Source organism: Rathayibacter sp. AY1G1, from assembly GCF_002932095.1.
In the GTDB taxonomy this organism is placed as follows: Bacteria; Actinomycetota; Actinomycetes; order Actinomycetales; family Microbacteriaceae; genus Rathayibacter.
Genome location: NZ_PSUZ01000005.1, coordinates 34,214 through 57,349 on the forward strand (window position 1 = coordinate 34,214; position 23,136 = coordinate 57,349).

Below are 23,136 nucleotides of genomic sequence, written 5' to 3' on the forward strand. Positions count from 1 at the left end.
CCGGTGCGCTCACTGCGGCGTCGGAGGGTGAGGATCAGACCGCCGCCGACCAGGGCGAGCAGGCCCAGCACTCCGGCGGTCGCCGTCGTTGCGGCGTCCACTCCGGTCGAGGCGAGAGCCGGACCGCGGGGACCGTTCGACCCGGACACGGGAACGACCGCGGCGTGGGAGGGCGCCGGTCGCGGCGCTGTGGTCGCGGTCGGAGTCGGCGAGGCCGTGGGCGTCACGGTCGGCGTGACCGTGGGGGTCACGGTCGGCGTCACGGTCGGCGTGACCGTGGGGGTCACGGTCGGCGTCACGGTCGGCGTGACCGTCGGGGTCACGGTCGGCGTCACGGTCGGCGTGACCGTCGGGGTCACGGTCGGCGTCCCGGTCGGCGTGACCGTAGGGGTCACGGTCGACGTGACCGTCGGCGTCACGGTGGGCGTGACCGTCGGCGTCACGGTCGGCGTGATCGTCGGCGTCACGGTCGGAGTGATGGTCGGAGTCGCCGTCGGTGGGCTCGCAGCCCGGCTCGGTGAAGTCGTTGGAATCGAGCGTGACCGCTCCCGTGCGGGCCAGTGCGCGGCCCTCGACGGAGACGCCCGTCGTCACCGTGATCGAGGCCGAGGCGAGCACGGAGCCCACGAAGTCCGAGTCGGTGCCGAGCGTCGCAGAGCTGCCGATCTGCCAGTAGACGTTGCAGGCCTGCGCTCCGTTGATCAGGGCCACCGTGCTCGACGAGGCCGTCGTCAGCGTCGACGCGGCGCGGATCACGAAGACCGCCTCGTTGACGCCCTCGGCGTCGAGCGTGAGCGTCCCTGTCACTCCGACCGGTCCGGCCGCGGTGTAGACCCCGGGTTTCAGCGTCCGGCCGCCGATCTCGGCGCCGATCTGCGCCGTCGTCGCCTGCGAGGCGAGCTGTCCGTAGGCGGTGCCCACGTCGGCCTGGGCCTGCGCCGCCTCCGCGTCTCCGCGATGGATCACTCCGTCCGTCCGCCCGGGCGGGAACCCGGTGACGGCGGTCAGCGGGCTGACCCCGACGTTCTGGTCGAGGACGCTCGACCCCGTGTTCGTCACGGTCGACGCGGCCAGGACCGAGTAGTCCTCCGCCGTGCCGAGGTCGGGAGCAGTGGCCGCCTGCGCCGAGACGCCGGCGAAGAGCGCGGCGCCGACGACGGCGAGGACGACACCCGTCCCGATCGCCCCTCTTCTGCGGTTCTGCCGATGACGGCGGAGCGAGGTGCGAGAGGACACGTGCGGCATGAGGCCAGCGATCTGCCCACGTCAGCGTGAGCTCAATAACCCGAGGTGGGAGGCTCGAACCGTGGGTCGCGCTCCTCGCCCGCGTCTACGCCGCGACCCTGACGGGGGGCAGGATCCGCCGACGACGTCCCCCGACCCGGGACATCCTCGCCACCGGAGTCCTCGCGCCGGTGACGGCGGACACGGCCGGCGGAGCGGATCAGCGGTGACGCCCGCGGCACTTGAACCGGTCGGAGTGCCGTGCGTCCCGGGAGCCCTCAGCCGAGAGCCGCCACCCGCTCGATCACGCCCTCGCCCAGCCGGGCGACGTACCCCTCCGGATCCGGCCCGGCCGGCGCCAGCTGCACGTGGTCGATCCCCAGCGCCGCGTACTCCTCCATCGCGCGGACGAAGCCGTCGGGGTCGCCGATCGGATCGCCGCCCCCGGTGATGGTCTTCGTGATCGTCGCGTAGTCGCGCCCGAGGTCGTCGCAGTGCCGCTTCAGCACGTCGAGCTTGTGCGCCACGTCGTCCGCGCCGGTGCCGAACAGGTTGCAGGCGTCGCCGTACTGAGCGACCAGCCGCAGCGTCTTCCTCTCGCCTCCGCCGCCGATGAGGATGGGCGGGCCGGGCTGCTGGATCGGCGCCGGGTGGTTCAGCGTCTCGGCCAGCCGGTAGTGCGTCCCCTCGAACGGCCCGTCGTCGTCGCTCCACATCTGACGGCAGATCCGCAGCGTCTCCTCCAGCCGCTCGAACCGCTCCTTCAGCGGCGGGTACGGCACGCCGAGCCCGAGGTGCTCGCGCTCGTACCAGGCGGCGCCGATGCCGAGCATCGCGCGCCCGCCGGAGAGCACGTCGAGGGTGGTGACGATCTTCGCGAGCAGTCCCGGATGGCGGTACGTCACGCCGGTGACGAGGAGCCCCAGCCGCATCCGCTCCGTCCGGCCGGCGACGAAGCCGAGCGAGGTGTAGCCCTCGAGCATCGGATCCTCGCTCGTCGCGAAGTGCTCCATCTGGAAGTAGTGGTCCATCAGCGTGAACCAGGCGCAGCCGACGTCCTCGGCCGTCCGCGCGGTCGCTCCGAGGATCGGCGCGATCCCCGCGCTCCCGCCCGGGAGCGTGAAGTCCATGAAGTGAATGCCGAGCTGCACGCGCGTCTCCTGTCGTCCCGGGATGTCCAGGAGCCAGTGTGCGCCGAGCCACCGCTCAACACGCCGACGCGCCCGCCTATCTGGCTTAATTGACCGGCGGAATCTCTGCCCGTGATCACTAGCGGCGAACACGCTACCACTTAGCTACTGGCAAGCAACCGGCTAAGAGCTCGCGACCACCATCCATTTAACACCGAGATCTCGGGAGATTTTAGCTATTTCGAGCGATGCTTCAACCGCGGATCGCTTTTGCGAAGGAAGCTTTTGAAGCTCTCGGGCAAAGCTATCATCTTCCTGAACAGCACGAGCTCGATCGCCCGACCGAAGTTTCGATTTCCGCACATCAGCGAGGGAACGAACTTTCTGTACCCTATTCGCTTCGCTTCTAATAATATCTGCATACTCAAGATTACGAGGCAGGTTTGTAGAATATTTCTCCAGGTTCTCGCTGAAGGCTTCTCCGTTCTCAACGTCCATTAAACGCCCGTCTGGGTTGGGCATCCCTACATCCGGGCGTTTCGTCTGAAAGGTCCATCGACGGTGATAAGGGTCCCGGCCATTCACGTCGATCAATTTATCAGGTGACACGAAAACTGAGTTCTCCAAAAGAGAGTTCGCGCCAAAAAGGCCGTACAGATCATTCTTCGTCCAAATTGTAGGACACGCATATCGGACTAGAGCAGATGCACCGAGACTCTGAGATAACTGATCAAGGGCTGTCACCTGATCGAAGTGGTATCCGCCCCCCAGTGACGACTCAGATACGGTGAATCTCAGGTACTCTTCTCGCCGGTCCCAGAGCGTAGATCGATGGCCACGCTTAAAGAATTCAGGTCTTTTGTATTGAATAAAGACGTTTAGAAAACTGGTTGACTGTGACAGCGGCACTGCAAGCTGAGTCAGTTGAGCGTTTGTTGCACCTGGGGCACCCGGGGTTGCACCGAACAATCGTCGATGGATTGGCGAGTACTTCTCTACGTGCGTTGCGAAATCGAACCCGAGTGTCTTTTCGAGGACCTGGCCCGGACTGAACACTTGAACTGAGCGCTTACGCATAATCTGCTCAGAAACGAATGCCACGTTTGCTAGCGTCTCAAATTCTTTTTCTTCGAATTCTGACCAAACGCCCACGCGTTCTCCTCTCGAAGCAGATTACTCGCCGACCGCGCGGTCGACAGCCTACGCGATCCATTGAATCGCGCTAGGCAGATGAATCAGCGCCTCAACGGCTGCCAAAACTCCTTACTTCCGGCCGCCCTCACTCGCAGACGCGGAAGCGGTTCCGGTCGAACCCGACGACGTCGCCGACGGCGAGCTGGCGCCCGCGGCGCAGATCGACTTCGCCGTTGACGGTCACCATCCCCTCGGCGACCGCCTCCTTGGCCTCGCCGCCCGAGAGGATCCCCGCGAACTTGAGGAACTGGCCCAGGCGGATCGACCCGCCCCCCAGCGGGACGTCGACGGGCTCGGGGACGGCAGCGGCACCTGTCACGTCAGACCGCCGGGATGTCGGCGAAGCGCGAGAAGTGGCCGTGGAAGCCCACGGTCACCGTGCGGGTCGGGCCGTTGCGGTGCTTGGCGACGATGAGGTCGGCCTCGCCCGCGCGCGGGTTGTCCTTCTCGTAGGCGCTCTCGCGGTGCAGGAGGATCACCATGTCGGCGTCCTGCTCGATCGAGCCGGACTCGCGGAGGTCCGAGATGGCGGGGAGCTTGTCGGCGCGCTGCTCGGGGCCTCGGTTCAGCTGCGAGAGCGCGATGACCGGCACCTGCAGCTCCTTCGCGAGGAGCTTGAGGGCACGCGAGAACTCCGAGACCTCCTGCTGGCGGCTCTCGACCTTCTTGCCGGAGGTCATCAGCTGCAGGTAGTCGATGACGACCATCTTGAGCCCGACCCGCTGCTTGAGCCGGCGGCACTTCGCCCGGATCTCGACGAGGGTCATGTTGGGCGAGTCGTCGATGTAGAGCGGCGCGTCGTTGATCCGGCCGCGGGTGGAGGCGATGGTCGTCCAGTCGCGCTGGTCGACCGTGCCCTTGCGCATGTGCTGCAGCGGCACGGACGCCTCGGCCGAGAGGAGGCGCATCGCGATCTCGCTGCGCCCCATCTCGAGGGAGAAGAAGATCGTGGCCATGTTGTGCTTGATCGCGGCGGCGCGGGCGAAGTCGAGCGCCAGCGTCGACTTTCCGAGCGCGGGGCGCGCGGCGACGATGATCATCTGCCCGGCGTGGAAGCCGTTGGTCAGGTCGTCGAGGTCGGCGAAGCCGGTGGGGACGCCGGTGAAGCTGCCGTCCTTGTGAGCGGCCGCCTCGATCTCGTCGATCGCGACGGTCACCGCGTCGGTCAGCGGGACGTAGTCCTCCGCCGTCTCGGAGCCGGTGACGTTGTAGATCTCGGCCTGCGCCGTGTTGACGAGGTCGAGCACCTCGCCCTCGCCCTGGTAGCCCATCTGCGCGATGCGGGTGCCCGCCTCGACGAGGCGGCGCAGCAGAGCGCGCTCGGCGACGATGGAGGCGTAGTAGCCCGCGTTGGCCGCGGTGGGGACCATCGAGGTGAGCGTGTGCAGGTAGTCGGCGCCGCCGGCCCGCTGCAGCTCGCCCTGCTTCGTGAGCTCGTCGGTGACCGCGATGACGTCGGTGGGCTCGCCGTGCGAGTAGAGGGCGAGGATCGCGTCGAAGACGATCTCGTGCTTGGGGATGTAGAAGTCGGTGCCCTTGACGCTCTCGACGACGTCGGCGACCGCGTCCTTCGAGAGCAGCATGCCGCCCAGCGCCGACTGCTCGGCGAGGAGGTCGTGCGGAGGGGTCCGCTCGTTCCCGCGCGACTCGCCGCGGTCTCCGCGACCGTCCCGTCCGTCCGAGCCGGGTACCGCCAGGTGCGCGATCGTCATGCCTTCGCCTCCTCCTGTCGGGTGCTGCGCGTCCGGTCGAGCCGGTGCCGGGATCCGGTCTACCAGCGACCTCCGACAGCGGCGCACGGGCGCCTGCCCGCACCCCTCGCGGGGCGCTGCGCCACCCTACGGACCGCCGCCCGCGGCACGCAAACCGCCCTGTGGAGAGAGCTGTGCAGAACCGAGGGGAAACGCCGGGCCCACTGTGGGCAACATGTGGACAACCCTGTGGGATCAGCGGCTCTCAGCAAGTTTTTTCTGGCCTCTGACCAGGCATTCACCGCTTTCCACAGGTGTGTGGGGAAACGAGTCTCAAGACCACAGTGAAGGTTGGTCCCGCTGAAGGGTGTATGTGGATGGAGCTGTGGAGAACGGGAACGACGAAGGGCGGTGCGAGGGACTCGGAAGTCCCGTCGCACCGCCCTCCGCGGCGTTCTCGCGGCCTTACTTGGCCGCGACCACCTGCAGCTTCACAGTGGCCTGGATGTCGTCACGCAGACGCACCACGGCCTCGTGCTCGCCGACGTGCTTGATCGCGTTCGAGATGACGATCTTGCGCTTGTCGAGCTCGCCAAATCCGGCCGCCGCCACCGCGTTCGCGATATCGGAGGTCTTCACCGAGCCGAACAGGCGGCCGTCCTTGCCGGCCTTGACCGTCAGCTTCACGCGGTTGGCCTCGAGGACCTGCTTGGTGTGCTGGGCCTCTTCGATGGTCTTGTGCTCACGAGCGGCTCGCGCCGACTTGATCTGCTCGACCTGCTTCTCGCCACCGCGGGTCCACGCGACGCCGAAGCCCTGCGGGATGAGGTAGTTGCGGGCGAACCCGTTCTTCACGTCGACGACGTCGCCGGCCGAGCCGAGTCCGTCGACCTCGTGGGTCAGGATGACCTTGGACATACCGTTACCTACCTTCCGCTGCCGGCGTAGGGCAGGAGCGCCATCTCGCGGGCGTTCTTGACGGCACGGGCGATGAGGCGCTGCTCCTGAACGGAGACGCCGGTGATACGACGGGCGCGGATCTTCCCGCGCTCCGAGATGAACTTGCGGAGGGTCGCGACGTCCTTGTAGTCGATGACACCCACGCGGACCGACTTCGCGGGGGCCGCGTTCTTCGCGCCCTTGCCGCGGATCGGCTTGCGGCGGTCGCCGCTGCTCTTTCCAGCCATAGTGGTTTCCTTAGATTCTGGTTCGCCCCTGCCCCGCCGCGAGCGATCGCGGTGCGGGGGAGGCGTGATTCAGGTGAGGAGAGCGTCCGAGCCGAGGCTCAGAACGGCGTCTCGTCGTTGTAGCTGCCCGGCGTGCTCCACACGTCGCCACCGGCGGGAGCGCTCGGCGCCCACGGCTCCTCGGCCTGACCGCCACGGTTGCCGCCGGCGTTGCCGGAGCCCCCCTGACCGCCGCTGCCGAAGCCGCCCTGGCCGCCGCCGATCTGACCGCCGTTGCCCTGGCCGCCACCGGCCTGGCCGCCACCGGCCTGGCCGCGTCCGCCTCCACCGGAGGCGCGCGTGACCTGCGCGGTCGCGTAGCGCAGCGAGGGCCCGATCTCGTCGATCTCGAGCTCGATGCTGGTGCGCTTCTCGCCTTCCTTCGTCTCGTAGGAGCGCTGCTTCAGGCGGCCGGTCGCGATGACGCGGCTGCCCTTGGTCAGCGTTCCTGCGACGTTCTCGGCGAACTCGCGCCAGACGGAGGCGCGGAGGAACAGCGCTTCGCCGTCCTTCCAGTCGTTCGCCTGACGGTCGAAGGTGCGCGGCGTGGAGGCGATGGTGAAGTTCGCGACCGCGAGCCCGCCCTGCGTGTAGCGCAGCTCGGGGTCGGCGGTGAGGTTCCCCACCACGGTGATGATCGTCTCGCCGGCCATGAGCGCTACGCCTTGGGAGCGGCCGAGGCCTTGGCGGCCTTGCGGGCGGCCTTCTCGTCGGCGAGCTTCGCGGCGGCCGCGACCTGGGCGATGCCCTCTTCGGCCCGCAGCACCTTGGTGCGCATGACGGCCTCGGACAGCTTCAGCTGACGGTCGAGCTCGTTCGCTGCGGCGGAGGTCGACGTGAAGTCGACGACGGCGTAGATGCCCTCGGACTTCTTGTTGATCTCGTACGCCAGACGACGGCGGCCCCAGACGTCGACCTTGTCGATGGATCCACCATCGGTGCGGATGACGTTGAGGAACTTGTCGAGACTCGGAGCGACGGTGCGCTCATCGATCTCGGGGTCCAGGATGACCATGATCTCGTACTGATGCGTCACTAACCCACCTCCTTCGGACTGAACGGCCACGGTATTTCCGTGACAGGAGGGTATGTAGCATCTGCCCACTCCCGCGGACGCGAGTGCGTCTGGTCGTGGACAACCTGTACAGACTACAACAGGACCGCCGCGACGCGCCGGACGGATCCGCTCGAGGCGCACCATCCCGGGCGCAGGGCGAGGCGAGCACGGGGCCCGGCTCAGCGCCTCAGCGCGACGCCCACCACTCGCGGAGCCGCTGCGTCGCGACCTCCTCGCCGAGCGGACCCTCCTCGAGCCGCAGCTCCAACAGGAACCGGTACGCCTGCCCGACCTCGGGGCCCGGGGCGAGGCCGAGGATCTCCATGATCCGCGTGCCGTCGAGGTCGGGGCGCTTGGAGGCGAGCTCCTCCTTCTCGGCGAGCTCCGCGATGCGCGCCTCGAGGTCGTCGTAGGCGTGCGCGAGCCGGTCGGCCTTGCGGCGGTTGCGCGTGGTCACGTCGGCGCGGGTGAGGATGTGCAGCCGCTCGAGCAGGTGCCCGGCGTCGGTCACGTAGCGGCGCACCGCGGAGTCGGTCCACGCGCCGTCCGTGTACCCGAAGAAGCGCAGGTGCAGCTCGATGAGGCGGGCCACGTCCTTCGTCGTCTGGTTGTCGAACTTCAGTGCGCGCATCCGCTTGATCGCGAGCTTGGAGCCGACCAGGTCGTGGTGGTGGAAGCTCACCGCTCCGCCCGGCTCGAGCCGCCGCGTGGCCGGCTTCCCGATGTCGTGCAGGAGGGCGGCGAGCCGCAGCACGACGTCGGGCGCGGCTCCGGGGTGCCGCGACTCCTCCAGCGCGATCGCCTGCTCCAGCACGGTGAGGCTGTGGGTGTAGACGTCCTTGTGGTGGTGGTGCTCGTCCTGCTCCAGGCGCAGCGCGGGCAGCTCCGGGAGGAAGCGACCGGCCAGACCGGTGTCGACGAGCAGCTCCAGGCCGGCACGGGGCGTGGCGGTCGCGAGGAGCTTCCGCAGCTCCTCCTGCACGCGCTCCGCCGAGACGTCGTCGATCCGTCCGGCGAGCTCGGCCATCGCCCACTCGACCTCGTCGGTGGTGCGGAAGCCGAGCTGCGAGGTGAAGCGCGCGCCGCGGAGCATCCGGAGCGGATCGTCGCCGAAGGAGAGGTCGGCGGGGGAGGGGGTGCGCAGCCGGCCGGCGAGCAGGTCCTCCACTCCTCCCGAGGGATCGACGAGGACGACCTCCGGAAGCCGCAGCGCCATCGCGTTGACCGTGAAGTCGCGCCGCACCAGGTCGCCCTCGAGCGAGTCGCCGAACTCGACCTCGGGCTTGCGGCTCACCCCGTCGTAGCTGTCGCTGCGGTAGGTCGTGATCTCGACCGTCTCGCCGGCCACGCGAGCGCCGATCGTGCCGAAGGCCCGGCCGATGTCCCAGTGCGCCTCGGCGATCGGAGCGACGATCCGCACGATGTCGTCGGGGCGTGCGGAGGTGGTGAAGTCGAGGTCGTGCACGCCGTGGCCGAGGAAGGCGTCGCGGACCGGGCCGCCGACCAGCGCGAGCTCGTGGCCCTGGGCTGCGAACGCCTCCGCCAGCCGCGTCACCGTGGGCGTCCCCGCGAGCGCGCGGAGGGTCTCGAGAGCGGTCTGGACGCTGTGCATTCGCACGATCCTAGTGGCGGGGGGTGTCCCGGCAGCGGGTGACCGTGCCAGGGGGTTACGGGGGGGGAACCGCCTGCACAGCGGACGCACCGCCTGCCCCGAGGAGGGCTGCCCGTAGAATCACCCGCATGGAGGCCGAGTGAGTCCGATGCATCGGCGCGACCCCTCCCTCCGCTCCCGCCGCTCGCGGGCGGCCCTCCTCCTGCTCCGCTCGGCAGGTGCCGCCGCTCTCGCGCTCGGCCTGACCGGCGTGGCCTCCCCCGCCCTCGCGGCCCCGGTCGCCGCCGCGACGGCGACCTCGACGCCCGCTCCCGGCACCGTCACCACGACCGCCGGGGCCGGCAGTGACGGCGTCCTGCGGCCCGGCCAGGACCTCGAGCTCTCGATCGCCGTGCGCAACGGCACCACCGAGGCGATCGACAGCGCCGACGTGACGGTCGCCCTCTCCTACGCCACCCTCGACACCCGCGCGGAGCTGCACGACTGGCTCGACGCCGAGGCCGACAACGACACCGACCCGGTCCGTGCGACCGCCCAGCTGCGCCTGCTGCCCTCCAGCACCGCCGAGGCCGGCCTCACCGTGCCGGTCGACCAGATCCCCTTCTCCAACGACCGGACCGCGCTCGGCACCCACGCCGTCCTCGTCACGGTCACCGGTCCGGGTGGTGTCGTCTCGACCGCTCGCACCGCCGTCGAGCTGACCGACGACGCGGTGGCCCCGGAGCGCGAGACCGGCGTCAGCGTCCTCGTCCCGCTCACCGTCCCGGACACGGCCGACGGCCTGCTCTCGGCCGAGGCCCTCGCCGACTACACCGACGGCACGGGGACCCTCACCCGGCAGCTCGACGCGGTCGCGGGGAAGGGCGTCACGATCGGGGTCGACCCGCGCATCCTCGCTTCGATCCGGATCCTCGGCAGCGCCGCTCCGGAGTCGGCCCTCGACTGGCTCGACCGGCTGCAGTCCGTGCCGAACGAGCGCTTCGCCCTGCCGTACGCCGACGCCGACGTCTCGGCCCAGGCGCAGGCCGGGCTCTCCGTCCTCCTCTCTCCCACCTCCTTCGAGTACGCGATCGACGACACCCGCTTCGCCGCGGTCCCCGGCACCGCCAGCCCGGCGCCCACGGTCGCCGTCGACTCCGACCAGCCGGCCGAGGACCTGCCGGCGCGTCCGAGCACCGAGTCGCTGCTCGCCTCCGACTGGAGCACCTCCCTCGGCAGCGTCGCCTGGCCCGACGAGGGCACTCTCCGGGGGTCGGACCTCGACGTCTACGCGGCCAGCGGCATGAACCGCACGGTCGTCCCCTCATCCGGTCTCCTGCTGCCGGAGGAGGTGACCACGACCTCGCGCGCCACCGTCGGCGACTCGGACCTGGTCGTGGCCGACTCGCGCCTCACCGAGGCGTTCGACGCGGCCGCGACTGCCACCGACGACACCGAGTGGCGCGCCCGCATGTCCGAGATCGCCACCGATCTCGCCGAGGTGCAGGAGGAGGGGACCGCGCCGGACGTCGTGCTCACCCTCGGTCGCGGCTCGGCGATCGGCGCCGCGCGCCTCTCCGAGACCCTCGACGCGATCGAGTCGCTGCCCTGGGCCCGCGGAGTCGCCCTCTCCACCGCCCTCGCCGTCCCCGCGACCGAGGGCGCGAGCGTCGTCGACTCGCCGGAGTCGGAGTCGCGGCTCGACCGGGTGCGCGACCTGCTCGACGCCGGCTCCGAGGTCGAGGCGTTCTCCTCCGTGCTGCAGGAGCCGGAGCTGCTGTCGGGCAAGAGCCGCAACGACGTGCTGGCGCTGCTCTCGGTGACCTGGCGCGGAGACGGCAGCGGCTGGGGCGACGCCGTCGGCGTGGCCATGACCGAGGCCGACCGGACGCTCTCGCTGGTGTCGATCGACGCGACCGGCAGCATCCTGCAGGTCTCCCGCGACTCGAGCATCCCCGTGTACGTCCGCAACGAGCTCCCCTGGCCGATCGCCGTCCGCATCCAGGCCTCGACCTCGAACGCCGTCCTCGACATCGACGAGGAGGCGATCGAGACCACCGAGATCGACGCCCGCTCGCAGGGCCGCGTCCTCATCCCCGTGAAGGCCCGGGTCGGCAACGGCGAGACGAGCCTCGGCCTGCAGCTGACCTCGGCGCAGGGCGTCCCCATCGGCACCCCCACGGGCATGACGACCAGCGTCCGCGCCGACTGGGAGACCGTCGGCACCCTGGTCATCGGGATCGCGCTCGTCGTCGTCTTCGGAGCCGGCATCCTCCGCAACATCCGCCGTCGCCGTCGAGGCGACACCCCTGAGGACGAGGAGGACCCGAACGCCGTGCTCGAGGTCCAGCCCGATCTCGACGACCAGCGATCGGACCCGCGTGGCTAGCTTCTCCCTCGGACGCGCGAGCGCCGTCCTCGCCTCCGGCACGATGGTCTCGCGGATCCTCGGCTTCATCATGTCGATCGTCATGGCGAACACGATCGGAGCCGCGGTCGCGCCGGGCGCGGACGCCTTCACGACGGCGAACCTGCTGCCCAACACGATCTACTCGATCATCGCGGGCGGCGCTCTGAACGCCGTCCTCGTCCCGCAGATCGTGCGGGCGGGCCTCGACGCCGACGGCGGCCGCGGCTACATCAACCGCCTGCTGACCCTGGCGCTCGGCCTGCTCCTGGTGACCACGATCGCCGCCACGGTCGTCGCTCCCCTGCTCGTGCGCCTCTACGCGCCCGGCTACGGACCGGAGCAGTACCAGCTGGCCGTCGCCTTCGCGTTCTGGTGCCTGCCGCAGGTCTTCTTCTACGGCCTCTTCACGATCCTCGGCGAGGTGCTCAACGCCCGCGGCTCGTTCGGCCCCTTCACCTGGGCGCCCGTGCTGAACAACGTCGTGGTGATCGCCGGGCTCGTCGCCTTCATGGTGCTGTTCGGCGCCGATCCGGAGGGGAACCGTCCGGTCGACTCGTGGTCCCCGGCGATGGTCACCCTCCTCGGCGGGAGCGCGACGCTGGGCATCGTCGTCCAGTCGCTGTTCCTGATGCTCTTCTGGCGGAGGGTCGGCCTCAGCTACCGCCCCGACTTCCGCTTCCGGGGCGTCGGCCTCGGCACGGCCGGGCGGATGTCGCTGTGGTCGTTCGCCACGGTGCTGCTGACCATCGTCGCCGGCATCGTCGAGAGCCAGGTCTCCTCCGCCGCGTCCGGCGAGGGGCCCTCGGCCGCGGCGCTGCAGAAGGCGTGGCTGATCTTCATGCTGCCCCACTCGGTCATCGCGATCTCGATCGCCATGGCCTACTTCACCAAGATGAGCGGCCACACCGCACGGGGGGAGATGAAGGAGTTCCGCTCGGACGTCTCCACCTCGCTCCGCCTGGTGCTGATGATGCTCGTCTTCGCCGCCGCCGCGATCGTCGTGGTCGCAGTGCCGTTCGGCTCCGTCTTCACCGACTCGTTCGCGGACGCGCAGGCCATCGGAGCGATCGCCGTGGCCTACGTGATCGCCCTGCCGCTGTTCTCCTCGATCGCCATCATGCAGCGCGCGTTCTACGCCCTGAGCGACGGAGCGCGGCCGTTCCTGTTCACCCTGGTGCAGGTCGTCGTGGCGGTCGCCGGGTACCTGATCGTGCTCCGGCTCCCCGCCGACCGCACCGCTGTCGGCATCGCCGCTGCGACCTCGCTCGGCATCTGCGTGCAGGCCCTCGTGGCGGCCCTCCTCCTGCGCCGCCGGCTCGGCGGCCGCGGAGGCAGGCGGATCCTCGTGAGGCTCGCGCAGTACGTCCTCGCCGCGGTGCCCTCGGCCGCCGCCGGCTACGGCGTCCTGGTCGCCCTCGGCGGCACGCGCGCGGGCGGTTTCGCCGTCTCGAACTACGTGGAGCCGCTGCTCTCGATGGCCGCGATCGGCACCGTGATGGCGCTCGTCTACTTCGCGGTCCTCTGGTTCCTCCGGGTGCCGGAGCTGCGCGCCGTCCTGGCTCCGGTGCTCCGCCGACTCGGCCGCTGATGCTGCTCCGGTAAAAGCCTGGTCAGATCGCATTTCCTGGGCTGCTGCATCGAGCGGCGCGTGGCACGACCGGCACTCCCGGGCCCGCGGAATAGTGCCCGCCTAGGATGTGTTGTAGCCCACGGAGCCGCGGAACGATTCGAGCGACCGGCTCCGGGTGCTCGGCTCCCGCCCCACCCGTCACCGCTCGTACAGACCCCGAGGAGTTGCCGTGCGCGACATCGTCATCATCGGATCCGGCCCCGCCGGCTGGACCGCCGCCATCTACGCGGCGCGCGCCGAGCTGCACCCGGTGGTCGTGGCCTCGTCGGTCGAGATCGGCGGCGACCTGATGAACACGACGGACGTCGAGAACTTCCCCGGCTTCCCCGACGGCGTCCTCGGCCCCGAGCTGATGACCTCGATGCAGGCGCAGGCCGAGAAGTTCGGCGCCGAGACCTTCTACGACGACGTCACCTCCCTCGATCTCGAGGGCGAGGTCAAGACCGTCCATCTCGGCTCCGGCGAGAGCATCGAGGCGAAGACCGTCGTCGTCGCGACCGGATCCGCGTACCGCAAGCTGGGCCTCCACGACGAGGACCGCCTATCGGGACACGGTGTCTCGTGGTGCGCCACCTGCGACGGCTTCTTCTTCAAGGGGAAGACCATCGCCGTCGTCGGCGGGGGCGACTCCGCCATGGAGGAGGCGACCTTCCTCACCAAGCACGCCGCGAAGGTCTACGTGATCCACCGCAAGGACTCGCTCCGCGCCTCGAAGGTCATGCAGAAGCGCGCCTTCGACAACGAGAGGATCGAGTTCATCTGGAACGCCGAGGTCACCGGCATCACCGGCGAGAACCACGTCGACGGCGTGAAGCTGCGCGACACGGTCGACGGCACCGAGTCCCACCTCGACCTCGACGGCCTGTTCATCGCGATCGGCAACGACCCGCGCACGCACGTCGTGCACGGCAAGCTCGACCTCACCACCGAGGGCACCATCTCGGTGGTCGGCCGCTCCTCCCAGACCTCCGTTCCCGGCGTCTTCGCCGCCGGCGACGTGATCGACCCGACCTACCGTCAGGCCGTCACCGCCGCGGCATCCGGAACGGTCGCCGCCCTCGACGCGGAGCACTACCTCGCTTCGCTCGCCGATGGCACCGCCCACACCGAAGGCTCACCCCGGGCCGAGCTCATCACCCGCTGACCGTCCGGTCATCGCACATCGGAGCCGGCAGCCCGCCGACTCGTGAAGGAGAGAACACCATGTCCACCGCGAAGAGCGTCACCGACGCATCGTTCCAGTCCGACGTCCTCGACTCCGAGAAGACCGTCCTGGTCGACTTCTGGGCCGAGTGGTGCGGCCCCTGCCGCATGGTCGCGCCGATCCTCGACCAGATCTCGGCCGAGCACGGCGACAAGATCGAGATCGTCAAGCTGAACGTCGACGAGAACCCGCAGACCGCTGCGAAGTACCAGATCACGTCGATCCCGGCGATGAAGGTCTACCAGAACGGCGAGGTCGTGAAGACTGTCATCGGCGCCAAGCCGAAGCCGGCCCTCGAGGCCGACCTGGCCGCGTTCCTCTGAGTTCGCACCCCTGACCGCCCTCTGCGGTCTCCGAGAGCCCCTGTCACGTCGTGACGGGGGCTCTCCTCGTTCCCGGGGCTGTTTCACGTGAAACAGACCCGCTGGGGCGCAGGCCACGATCCCTGCGGTGGCGCCCGACCGCCCCGCCGCAGCACAGGACCGGCCGGTACTGTGGATCCACCCGGCTCCGGCCGGAGAAACACTGTCCACCGAGCGAAGCGGAACCATCGTGACCAACCGCGGCACCAACCTCGACCCCTGGTACAACTCCTATGCGGAGCGCACGGCCGGTCTGGCCGCCAGCGAGGTTCGAGCCCTGTTCGCCGTCGCGTCACGCCCCGAAGTGGTCTCGCTCGCCGGCGGCATGCCGTTCGTGTCCGCGCTCCCCCAGGACCTGGTGACCGGCGCCATCGACACCGTGATGCGGGAGCAGGGGCCCGTCGCGCTGCAGTACGGGTCGGGCCAGGGCGTCCCCGTCCTGCGCGAGCAGATCCTCGACGTCATGGCCCTCGAGGGCATCTCCGCCAGCGCGGACGACATCGTGGTCACCACGGGCTCTCAGCACGCCCTGGAGCTCGTTTCGAAGCTGTTCCTGGACCCGGGGGACGTCGTCCTCTCCGAGGGCCCCAGCTACGTCACGGCGATGGTCATCTTCCGGTCGTACCAGGCCGAAGTCGAGCACGTCCCCATGGACGAGCACGGGCTCATCCCCGCGGCCCTCCGCGAGCACATCGCCCGCGTGCGCGCCGCCGGGAAGACGATCAAGTTCCTGTACACGATCCCCACCTTCCACAACCCCGCGGGCGTGACCCTCAGCTGGGAGCGCCGCGTCGAGATCCTCGAGATCTGCAAGTCCGAGGGAATCCTCGTGCTCGAGGACAACCCGTACGGCCTCCTCTACTTCGAGGACGTCCCGCCGAAGGCGATGCGCTCGCTGGAGGAGGACGGAGTGATCTACCTCGGCACGTTCTCGAAGACGCTCGCTCCCGGCTTCCGGGTGGGCTGGGCTCTCGCTCCGCACGCGATCCGCGAGCGGCTGATCCTCGCCAACGAGGCGGCCGTCCTCAGTCCGTCGTCCTTCAGCCAGCTGGTCATCTCGAAGTACCTCGAGACGGCCGACTGGCGCGGACAGATCGACACCTTCCGCGGCGTCTACCGCGAGCGGAAGGAAGCGATGCTGAAGGGCCTGCAGACCCATCTGCCCGGCCTCAGCTGGACGAACCCGAACGGCGGCTTCTACGTCTGGGTCACGCTGCCCGAGGAGCTCGACTCCAAGGCGATGCTGCCGCGCGCAGTGAAGGAGCTCGTCGCGTACACGCCGGGCACTGCGTTCTACGGTAACGGAGACGGACGTCAGAACATCCGCCTCTCGTTCTGCTACCCGACGCCGGAGCGCATCGGTGACGGCATCCGCCGCCTCGCCACGGTCATCAACGGAGAGCTCGATCTGCTGTCGACCTTCGCGGGCACGGGCCGGCTGAGCAACGCCGACGCGAGCAAGCGTGACGCCGTCCTGCCGCCGAACGTCTCCTGACACCGCTCCTTCGATAAGAAAGCCCTGGTCATGACCGATTTCTCTGTGCTCGACCGTACACTCGACATCGTCGTCATCAGCGGTGGCATCAGCCACGAGCGCGACGTCTCCCTGCGGTCGGGCCGTCGCGTGGCGGATCGTCTCTCCGCGATGGGCCACCGCGTCTCCCTGCACGAACCGGACGCCGGCCTCCTCTCGACGCTCCTGCAGAAGCGTCCGGACGTCGTCTGGCCCGCGGTGCACGGGGCGAGCGGTGAGGACGGTGCGCTCCTCGGGCTCCTCGAGGCGGCTGGCTTCGCCTACGTCGGCTCGCAGACGGACGCGGCGCGCCTGGCCTGGTTCAAGCCGACCGCGAAGACGCTCGTCGCTCGCGCGGGCTTCTCGACCCCGCGCTCCGTCACCCTCCCCCGCGAGACCTTCCGCGAGCTCGGAGCCGCCGGGATTCTGGAGCAGGTCGAGGCGCACCTGCCGGGCTCCCTCGTGGTGAAGCCCGCTCAGGGCGGTTCGGCCCAGGGCGTCAGCATCGTGACGGAGTCGTCGCAGCTCCCGCGAGCGATGGTCGAGGCGTACACCTATGGCGACGTCGTGCTCATCGAACAGCAGATCCAGGGGACCGAGGTCTCCGTCGGTGTTCTCGACCTCGGTGACGGTCCTTTCGCCCTGCCGCCTGTCGAAATCGCACCCGTCGCGGGCCAGTACACATTCGAGGCGCGCTACAACGCGGGGGAGACGCACTTCTACACGCCGGCACGGATCTCGCCGGAGATCACGGAGGAGGTGTCCCGCGTGGCCGTTGCGATCCACGAACTGCTGGGACTCCGCCACCTGTCGCGGCTCGACTTCATCATCGACGACGCCGGACTCCCCTGGTTCTTCGACGCGAACGTCCTTCCCGGAATGACCGAGACCTCACTCGTTCCCCAGGCCATTGAGGCATCCGGCCGCTACCTCGGCGACGTCTACTCCACCCTCGCGAAGCTCGCCGCCTCCTGACTCCATGCCGTTTCACGTGAAACGGTCCGCTGCGCGTCCGCTCCTGGTCGCGAGGCTGCAGCGCTGTGAACAAGTGCGCGAAACCATGCCAGACGAGTAGCCGGATCGCGGCATATCGAGACCTGCGATCGCCCCCTTCTCCTAAGACATGGGTCGAGTAGCCGCCCAACAACGTGTCTTGGTCTTCGTCAGCAGACCAGTAGTGCCGACTCGAGAGAAGAACCCGAGGCCGCGCCTCGACTCCCACAACGCCAGACATCCATCGCCGCGCCGGTCGAGTATCCGTAGATCCGCGTGGTCAGACCCCCTCGTCGCGCTGAACCCACCAGGAATCGACCTGGCCCATGGCTTCCATCGGCACCTGGTCCTCGTCGTCATGCTGGTCGAGGAAGCGCATTGCTGAGTATCAAGACCCGGACACCCTCGGTGGGTACCAGGTGAGGCATTGCCTGGGGCAAGATATCCACGCCAATCGCTTCCTCATATGAGCAGACATACCGGCGAAGAGCAGTAGTGCGTCGAATCGAGGCTCACCACAATCGCCACCCGCGCTATCTCTGGGAAACAACTCGTTCTATCGACGCTGATCGACGCCAGCACCCGTCGCCATGCTCGTCGAGTAGCCACACCGCGACGTATCGAGACCCACGGCCGGAAGGGATCCCTCTCGCTTGGTTCTCCGACCTCAACTCCGCCTCGGGGGGTGGTGCCTGAATCTCGTTAGTCAGGCGAGCGATCTCTTTCGAACACTGCGGTCGAAGTCCGTCCCACGATGATCTGCACGTGCGTCCAGGGTTCTCGGCAGGGGCGTTTCACGTGAAACGCTTCCGCGGCCGTTGAGCAACTTCAATCGGAAAAGTTGCGCCCTGTGGAGGGAGTCCAGCCGACGAGGGCCTCCTGATTGACCCGACGAGATCGTAGCTCTTCAATGGCCAGGCCGCCCTAGAGCGCACCGTTTCACGTGAAACGGCCCTTCCATTGAGTCTTTCAGTGCCTCTGGGGGCGACCACCGACTGGGTCCTCCGTAAGACATCGGCGAACCCACTCATCACATCGGCGTCGATCCGCGAAAATGGAGGGTACTGTATTTCGTCTTACTTGCCCGCCCGCCAGCCAATGCCTGGAGGCCCAGGAGGCGCTCCTCCCGAGGGACATGGGATGCACGGTCGGCCAAGGGAGTCCTCATCTCAGCGGCGGATGGACGGCTGTTTCACGTGAAACATTGCTCCCGCCAACTATCGGCGATGAGGGCGTCGCCCCTGGCAGAGGAGAGCCGCACCGAGTGCGACCAGTCCAAGTGCCAGTCCAGCGCCGCCAGCGAGCCACTGAACGCGACAAGAACTACGGAGACCGACGATCTCTGAACTCAGCCAACCCTAGATCCGGCGCTCCACGCCTACTCAACCGCCATGTAGGCGCATCGTGCGCTGCTCTATCCAGAGATCAATGCCCCAGATACCCGGCGATCGTCACCGTTCGGCAATACCAGCCGTATTCTCGACCAGGACCGGAGTAAGCAGGGCCCCGCAGAACCTGGAACCACTTCATCGGACTGTACCAGTCAGAAGGGCCTATCAATCAGAGAGAGGACGACAACCGAGAATCCTCAGCTCACAAAGCATCTCGAAGATCGCCCCAAGCGTGCTGATCTGCGATCGCGGTGCCGACGAGGGGAGCGGATACCGCCACATCGGCGATTGCGGCCAAGAACACAGCGCGAGCACGCGCACGCCAGCCGCACGGCGAATCAGTGGCCGCCGCTAGGCCGGCCCTCTACGGAGCGAGCGACACCTCGGTCGGCTCCCCGATCTCGGCGAGGATGCGGTTCAAGTCCTGGATGGTGGCGAAGTCGATGACCATCTGGCCCTTACGTGCGCCCAGGGTGACCTTGACGCGCGTATTCAACCGGTCGCCGAGGTGATCCGCGATCGACGAGAGGTGTCCGGAGTGCCCGCCCTGCTCCTCCACCACGGGACGCGTGGTCGTCCGCGGCGCCTTCATCTGCGCCGCGGCGGCCTCGGCGGCGCGGACGGACAGGTCCTCGTTGACGATCTTGTCGGCCAGGCGGCGCATCATCTCGACGTCGTCGAGGGACAGAACCGCACGCGCGTGTCCTGCGGTCAGGACGCCGGCAGCGACGCGGGCCTGCACATCGGCCGGGAGCCGCAGGAGACGGAGCGTGTTCGAGATCTGCGGCCGCGAACGTCCGAGCCGCGTCGCCAGGGCCTCCTGGGTGATCCCGAAGTCGCTGAGGAGCTGCTGGTAGGCGGACGCCTCCTCGAGCGGGTTGAGGTCGGCGCGGTGCAGGTTCTCCAGCAGCGCGTCGCGGAGCATGTTCTCGTCGGCCGTGTCCTTGACGACCGCGGGGATGGTGGTCAGTCCAGCGGCCTTCGAGGCGCGGAACCGGCGCTCACCCATGACGAGCTCGTACTTCGCTCCGCCGCGAGCCGTCACGGGCCGAACGACGATCGGCTGCAGCACTCCGAACTCGCGGATGCTGTGAACGAGTTCCGCGAGGTCGTCCTCGTCGAACACCGACCGCGGCTGCGCCGTATTCGGGGTGATGTCGGCGAGGGGGATTCGCGCCAAGCGCGCTCCGGGGACCTCGAGGAGCTCCTCGGCACGGGCCGAATCGCCGACCTGATCAGGGAAGAAGACGTCGACGGGCCGGGAGCGCGACTCGTCGCTGGTCGGGATGAGCGAGCCGATCCCCCGGCCGAGTCCCGTGCGCTTGGTCGCCATCAGCGTGCCTCTCCTTCGTGTGCCGTCTCGGGTGTCTTCCGGGCTCCGCGTCGTGCGATCTCGGCGGCCGCCTCCAGGTACGCCAGCGAGCCGGACGACTGCGGGTCGTAGCTGATCACGCTCTGTCCGTAGCTCGGCGCCTCCGAGATCCTCACGTTGCGCGGGATCACCGCACGCAGCACCTCCTTCGGGAAGTGCTCTCGGACATCCGCTGCCACCTGCTGGGAGAGGTTGGTGCGGCCGTCGTACATGGTCAGGAGGATCGTCGAGACACCGAGGTTCGGGTTGAGGTGCCGCTCGATCAGGTCGATGTTCTTGAGCAGCTGACTGAGCCCCTCGAGCGCGTAGTACTCGCACTGGATCGGGATGAGCACCTCGCGAGCGGCGACGAACGCGTTGATGGTCAGCAGACCGAGCGACGGCGGGCAGTCGATGAAGACGTAGTCGAACGGCTCGTCCATGGTGTCGAGCATGCGGTCGAGCGCACGACGGAGACGCTGCTCGCGTGCGACGAGCGAGACCAGCTCGATCTCGGCGCCGGCCAGGTGGATGGTCGCCGGCACACCGTAGAGCGAGGCGAACTCCGGGCTCTTCTGCACGACGTCCGCGAGGGGAGTGTCGTTGACGATCACGTCGTACACGCTGGCCGTCTCGGCGCGGTGCTCGATGCCCAGGGCCGTCGACGCGTTGCCCTGCGGATCGAGGTCGATGACGAGCACCTTCGCCTCACCGCGGGCGAGCCCGGCGGCGAGGTTGACGGTCGTCGTCGTCTTGCCGACGCCGCCCTTCTGGTTCGAGATCGTGATGACGCGCGTCGACTCGGGCTTGGGCAGCGGCTGGGCGTTCAGCAGTGCGCGCCGGCGGGTCATGTCCGCGATCTCCCGGGCCAGGGGAGTCGAGGAATCGAAGCCTCCGGTCAGACCGGCGGAATCGGTTTGTTTCACGTGAAACCTTCGCTCAGCGAGTGGGACGGACATCAGCACCGAGGAGTCGACGGACGAGGAGTCGGGGGCTCACTGCGGCGTCGTGGCGATCAACCCACTGTAGCCCGGACGACCCTCGTCACCTCGGAGAGCACGCCGCCGCCGAGCACGACGACCTCGGGCGGGGAGAGCCGGAAACGACGGATCTGCTTGGCCGCCGCCTCGATCTCCTTCTCGGCGTTGATGCCCTTCAGCAGGACCAGCTCGCCTCCGGGCCGCAGCAGCGGCGCGGTCAGCGGGATCAGCTTCGAGAGGGCGCTGACCGCCCGAGCGGTCACCTGGTCGAGAGGCTCCGCGAGCTCCGCCTCTTCAGCACGGGCTCGAAGAACTGAGACATTCTCGATTCCGAGTCCGTCCACCTGCTCCTGAAGCCAGACGACGCGACGCTCCATCGGCTCGATGAGCACGAAGCGGACGTCGGGCCGCACGATGGCCAGGACGAGCCCGGGAAGGCCCGCGCCACTGCCGACATCACCCACCAGTCCCGGACGCAGGAGAGGGGCCACCAGGGCGCTGTTGAGCACGTGCCGCGTCCAGAGACGGGGGAGCTCCAAGGGCCCGATCAGGCCGCGCTCCTCACCCTGGTCGGCGAGAGCCTCCGTGAACCGCCGCAGGAGGGGCAGGCGGTCGCCGGCGATCGCCGCAGCGGCTGCGGGCTCGGCCTCGAGGGTCGACTCCACGCCGTTCAGCCGCGGGTGATGACGGTGTGGCGCTCGCGCGCCTCGCCGCGCGACTCCGACACGAAGCCGCGCTCGCCCACCATGTCGTGGACCAGCTTGCGCTCGTACGACGACATGGGCGGGAGCGAGGCCGACGTGGCGCCGTCCTCGATCCGCTCGATCGCGCGGTCGACCAGCTGGGCGAGCTCAGCCTCGCGGGCGTCGCGGGAGCCGCCGATGTCGAGGATGAGGCGGGAGAACGCTCCGGTCTTCGTCTGGACCGCCAGGCGCGTCAGCTCCTGCAGTGCCTGGACGGCGTCGGGGCGGGAGAGCACCCGGAGGTTCGTGTCGCCGGAGGCGGTGACCGAGAGGTAGGCGCGGCCGTTGCGGACCTCGATGTCGATGTCGCCGTCGAGGTCGCAGATGTCGAGGAACTCCTCGATGTAGTCGGCGGCGACGTCGCCCTCGTCCTCGAGCTGCGAGAGCGTGGACTCGGGCGCCTCGTCGACGGCGGACGCGTCCACGTCCGCGGGTGCGGACGCGTCGTCGGTGATGGTCTGCATCGGATCGGTCATGGCGGCTCTACTTCTTTCCGGCTTGCTTCTTGGAGCGGTTCTTGCTCACGGGCTGCGTGCGCTGCACGGCCTTCTTCTCGACGAGGGTGACGTCGCCGGCGGCCGTGGTCTCCTCGACCAGCTTGCCCTTGCGGCGCAGGCGCTCCTCGCGGGCCTTGGCGGCCTCGCTGCCCGGCGTCGGCATGTTCCGGATGACGATGAACTGCTGGATCATCGTCCAGATGTTCGAGGTCAGCCAGTAGAACATCACGCCGAGGGGGAAGGCGAAGCCCGAGAAGGCGAAGACGAGGGGGAGGATGTAGAGCAGGATCCGCTGCTGCTTGAACGTCGGCGAGGCCTTCGCCTCGGGCGACATGTTCTTCGAGACGATCTGCAGCTGCGTGATGAACTGCGACGCGGTCATCAGGACGACCATGATCACCGCGATGATGATGACCGGCTCCTGGCCGCCCTCGGCGAGTGCGCCCTGGATCGACTGGTGCAGCGGTGCGACGCCGAAGAGGTTCGCCTCGCCGAACTGGCGGGCGAGCGTCTCGTCGAGCGGGCCCACGCCCTTCTGGCTGTGCTGCGCCGCGTTCAGCACCGAGAACAGGCTGAAGAAGATCGGCATCTGGATCAGCAGGGGCAGGCAGGAGGCGAGCGGGTTGGTGCCCGTCTTCTTGTAGAGCTCCATGGTCTCGCGGGACATCGCCTCGCGGGACAGCTGGTCGCGCTTGCCCTTGTACTTGTCCTGGATCTTCTTGAGCTGGGGCGCGACCTCGAGCATCCGGCGCTGGCTCTTGATCTGCTTGACGAAGATCGGGATGAGCGCGGCGCGGATGACGATGACCAGGCCGACGATCGAGAGGACCCAGGTGATTCCCGCGGCCGCCTCCATGCCGGTGAAGGTCAGCAGCTGGTGGAAGGCGACGAGGAGCAGCTCGACCACCCACTTGAGGGGCCAGAGGATCGTGCCGAGGAGGTCCATGGA

The 23,136-nt window shown here is 68.5% G+C and carries 21 protein-coding genes; 6 read left to right on the plus strand and 15 right to left on the minus strand.

The window, feature by feature from the left end; genetic code table 11:
- Positions 1–9: 9 nt before the first annotated feature.
- The 10 genes from C5C36_RS17855 to C5C36_RS04035 form a co-directional block, all read right to left on the minus strand.
- Positions 10–1,236, minus strand: coding sequence for an ice-binding family protein (locus C5C36_RS17855; protein WP_219814881.1), 1,227 nt, complete (start codon positions 1,234–1,236; stop codon positions 10–12).
- A gap of 266 nt (positions 1,237–1,502) precedes the next feature.
- Entirely contained in the window at positions 1,503–2,375 is an 873-nt protein-coding gene (locus C5C36_RS04000; RefSeq protein WP_181068329.1) for an LLM class F420-dependent oxidoreductase, read from the minus strand.
- 162 nt (positions 2,376–2,537) lie between these two features.
- Positions 2,538–3,506 (minus strand): hypothetical protein, encoded by a 969-nt coding sequence (locus C5C36_RS17280; RefSeq protein WP_146085305.1) that lies wholly within the window; start codon positions 3,504–3,506, stop codon positions 2,538–2,540.
- 127 nt (positions 3,507–3,633) lie between these two features.
- On the minus strand, positions 3,634–3,867 hold the full coding sequence (locus C5C36_RS04005) for an RNA-binding S4 domain-containing protein (protein WP_104247028.1): 234 nt from the start codon (positions 3,865–3,867) through the stop codon (positions 3,634–3,636).
- A 1-nt stretch (position 3,868) separates the two neighbouring features.
- Positions 3,869–5,260: a replicative DNA helicase gene (gene dnaB, locus C5C36_RS04010; protein WP_104225797.1), complete on the minus strand. Its 1,392-nt coding sequence runs from the start codon at positions 5,258–5,260 to the stop codon at positions 3,869–3,871.
- A gap of 444 nt (positions 5,261–5,704) precedes the next feature.
- Positions 5,705–6,157 (minus strand): 50S ribosomal protein L9, encoded by a 453-nt coding sequence (gene rplI / locus C5C36_RS04015; protein WP_104222692.1) that lies wholly within the window; start codon positions 6,155–6,157, stop codon positions 5,705–5,707.
- 8 nt (positions 6,158–6,165) lie between these two features.
- Entirely contained in the window at positions 6,166–6,426 is a 261-nt protein-coding gene (rpsR, locus tag C5C36_RS04020; RefSeq protein ID WP_055784551.1) for a 30S ribosomal protein S18, read from the minus strand.
- A 98-nt stretch (positions 6,427–6,524) separates the two neighbouring features.
- Positions 6,525–7,118 (minus strand): single-stranded DNA-binding protein, encoded by a 594-nt coding sequence (locus tag C5C36_RS04025; protein ID WP_104309309.1) that lies wholly within the window; start codon positions 7,116–7,118, stop codon positions 6,525–6,527.
- A 5-nt stretch (positions 7,119–7,123) separates the two neighbouring features.
- Positions 7,124–7,501: a 30S ribosomal protein S6 gene (gene rpsF, locus C5C36_RS04030; RefSeq protein ID WP_068207796.1), complete on the minus strand. Its 378-nt coding sequence runs from the start codon at positions 7,499–7,501 to the stop codon at positions 7,124–7,126.
- Positions 7,502–7,709: 208 nt separating this feature from the next.
- On the minus strand, positions 7,710–9,134 hold the full coding sequence (locus tag C5C36_RS04035) for a CCA tRNA nucleotidyltransferase (protein ID WP_104262571.1): 1,425 nt from the start codon (positions 9,132–9,134) through the stop codon (positions 7,710–7,712).
- Positions 9,135–9,282: 148 nt separating this feature from the next.
- Here C5C36_RS04035 and C5C36_RS04040 point away from each other — a divergent pair, with 148 nt between their 5' ends.
- From C5C36_RS04040 to C5C36_RS04065, 6 genes are all read left to right on the plus strand, one after another.
- Complete coding sequence (locus C5C36_RS04040; RefSeq protein WP_104262572.1) at positions 9,283–11,502, plus strand: DUF6049 family protein; 2,220 nt, start codon at positions 9,283–9,285, stop codon at positions 11,500–11,502.
- Complete coding sequence (murJ, locus tag C5C36_RS04045; protein WP_258072183.1) at positions 11,495–13,111, plus strand: murein biosynthesis integral membrane protein MurJ; 1,617 nt, start codon at positions 11,495–11,497, stop codon at positions 13,109–13,111. Before C5C36_RS04040 ends, murJ begins: the two co-directional genes overlap by 8 nt.
- Positions 13,112–13,322: 211 nt before the next feature.
- Positions 13,323–14,297 carry a thioredoxin-disulfide reductase gene (gene trxB, locus C5C36_RS04050; RefSeq protein ID WP_104225794.1) on the plus strand — a complete coding sequence of 325 codons (975 nt, stop codon included), beginning with the start codon at positions 13,323–13,325 and terminating at the stop codon, positions 14,295–14,297.
- Between the two features lie 59 nt (positions 14,298–14,356).
- Positions 14,357–14,680 (plus strand): thioredoxin, encoded by a 324-nt coding sequence (gene trxA, locus C5C36_RS04055; protein WP_104247024.1) that lies wholly within the window; start codon positions 14,357–14,359, stop codon positions 14,678–14,680.
- A gap of 202 nt (positions 14,681–14,882) precedes the next feature.
- Positions 14,883–16,214, plus strand: coding sequence for a PLP-dependent aminotransferase family protein (locus tag C5C36_RS04060; RefSeq protein WP_374953301.1), 1,332 nt, complete (start codon positions 14,883–14,885; stop codon positions 16,212–16,214).
- Between the two features lie 30 nt (positions 16,215–16,244).
- On the plus strand, positions 16,245–17,207 hold the full coding sequence (locus tag C5C36_RS04065) for an ATP-grasp domain-containing protein (protein ID WP_104262573.1): 963 nt from the start codon (positions 16,245–16,247) through the stop codon (positions 17,205–17,207).
- Between the two features lie 1,773 nt (positions 17,208–18,980).
- Here the strand turns inward: C5C36_RS04065 and C5C36_RS04070 are convergent.
- The 5 genes from C5C36_RS04070 to yidC all read right to left on the minus strand — a co-directional run bounded on the left by C5C36_RS04070 (position 18,981) and on the right by yidC (position 23,133).
- On the minus strand, positions 18,981–19,949 hold the full coding sequence (locus C5C36_RS04070) for a ParB/RepB/Spo0J family partition protein (protein WP_104262574.1): 969 nt from the start codon (positions 19,947–19,949) through the stop codon (positions 18,981–18,983).
- Positions 19,949–20,818, minus strand: a complete 870-nt coding sequence (locus C5C36_RS04075) for a ParA family protein (protein ID WP_104247021.1) — start codon at positions 20,816–20,818, stop codon at positions 19,949–19,951. The genes C5C36_RS04070 and C5C36_RS04075 overlap by 1 nt, the downstream gene beginning before the upstream one ends.
- A gap of 164 nt (positions 20,819–20,982) precedes the next feature.
- Positions 20,983–21,612, minus strand: a complete 630-nt coding sequence (gene rsmG, locus C5C36_RS04080; protein WP_181133770.1) for a 16S rRNA (guanine(527)-N(7))-methyltransferase RsmG — start codon at positions 21,610–21,612, stop codon at positions 20,983–20,985.
- Positions 21,613–21,617: 5 nt separating this feature from the next.
- Complete coding sequence (locus C5C36_RS04085) at positions 21,618–22,166, minus strand: R3H domain-containing nucleic acid-binding protein (protein WP_244229531.1); 549 nt, start codon at positions 22,164–22,166, stop codon at positions 21,618–21,620.
- 7 nt (positions 22,167–22,173) lie between these two features.
- Positions 22,174–23,133 (minus strand): membrane protein insertase YidC, encoded by a 960-nt coding sequence (yidC, locus tag C5C36_RS04090; protein WP_104222681.1) that lies wholly within the window; start codon positions 23,131–23,133, stop codon positions 22,174–22,176.
- Between the last annotated feature and the right edge of the window lie 3 nt (positions 23,134–23,136).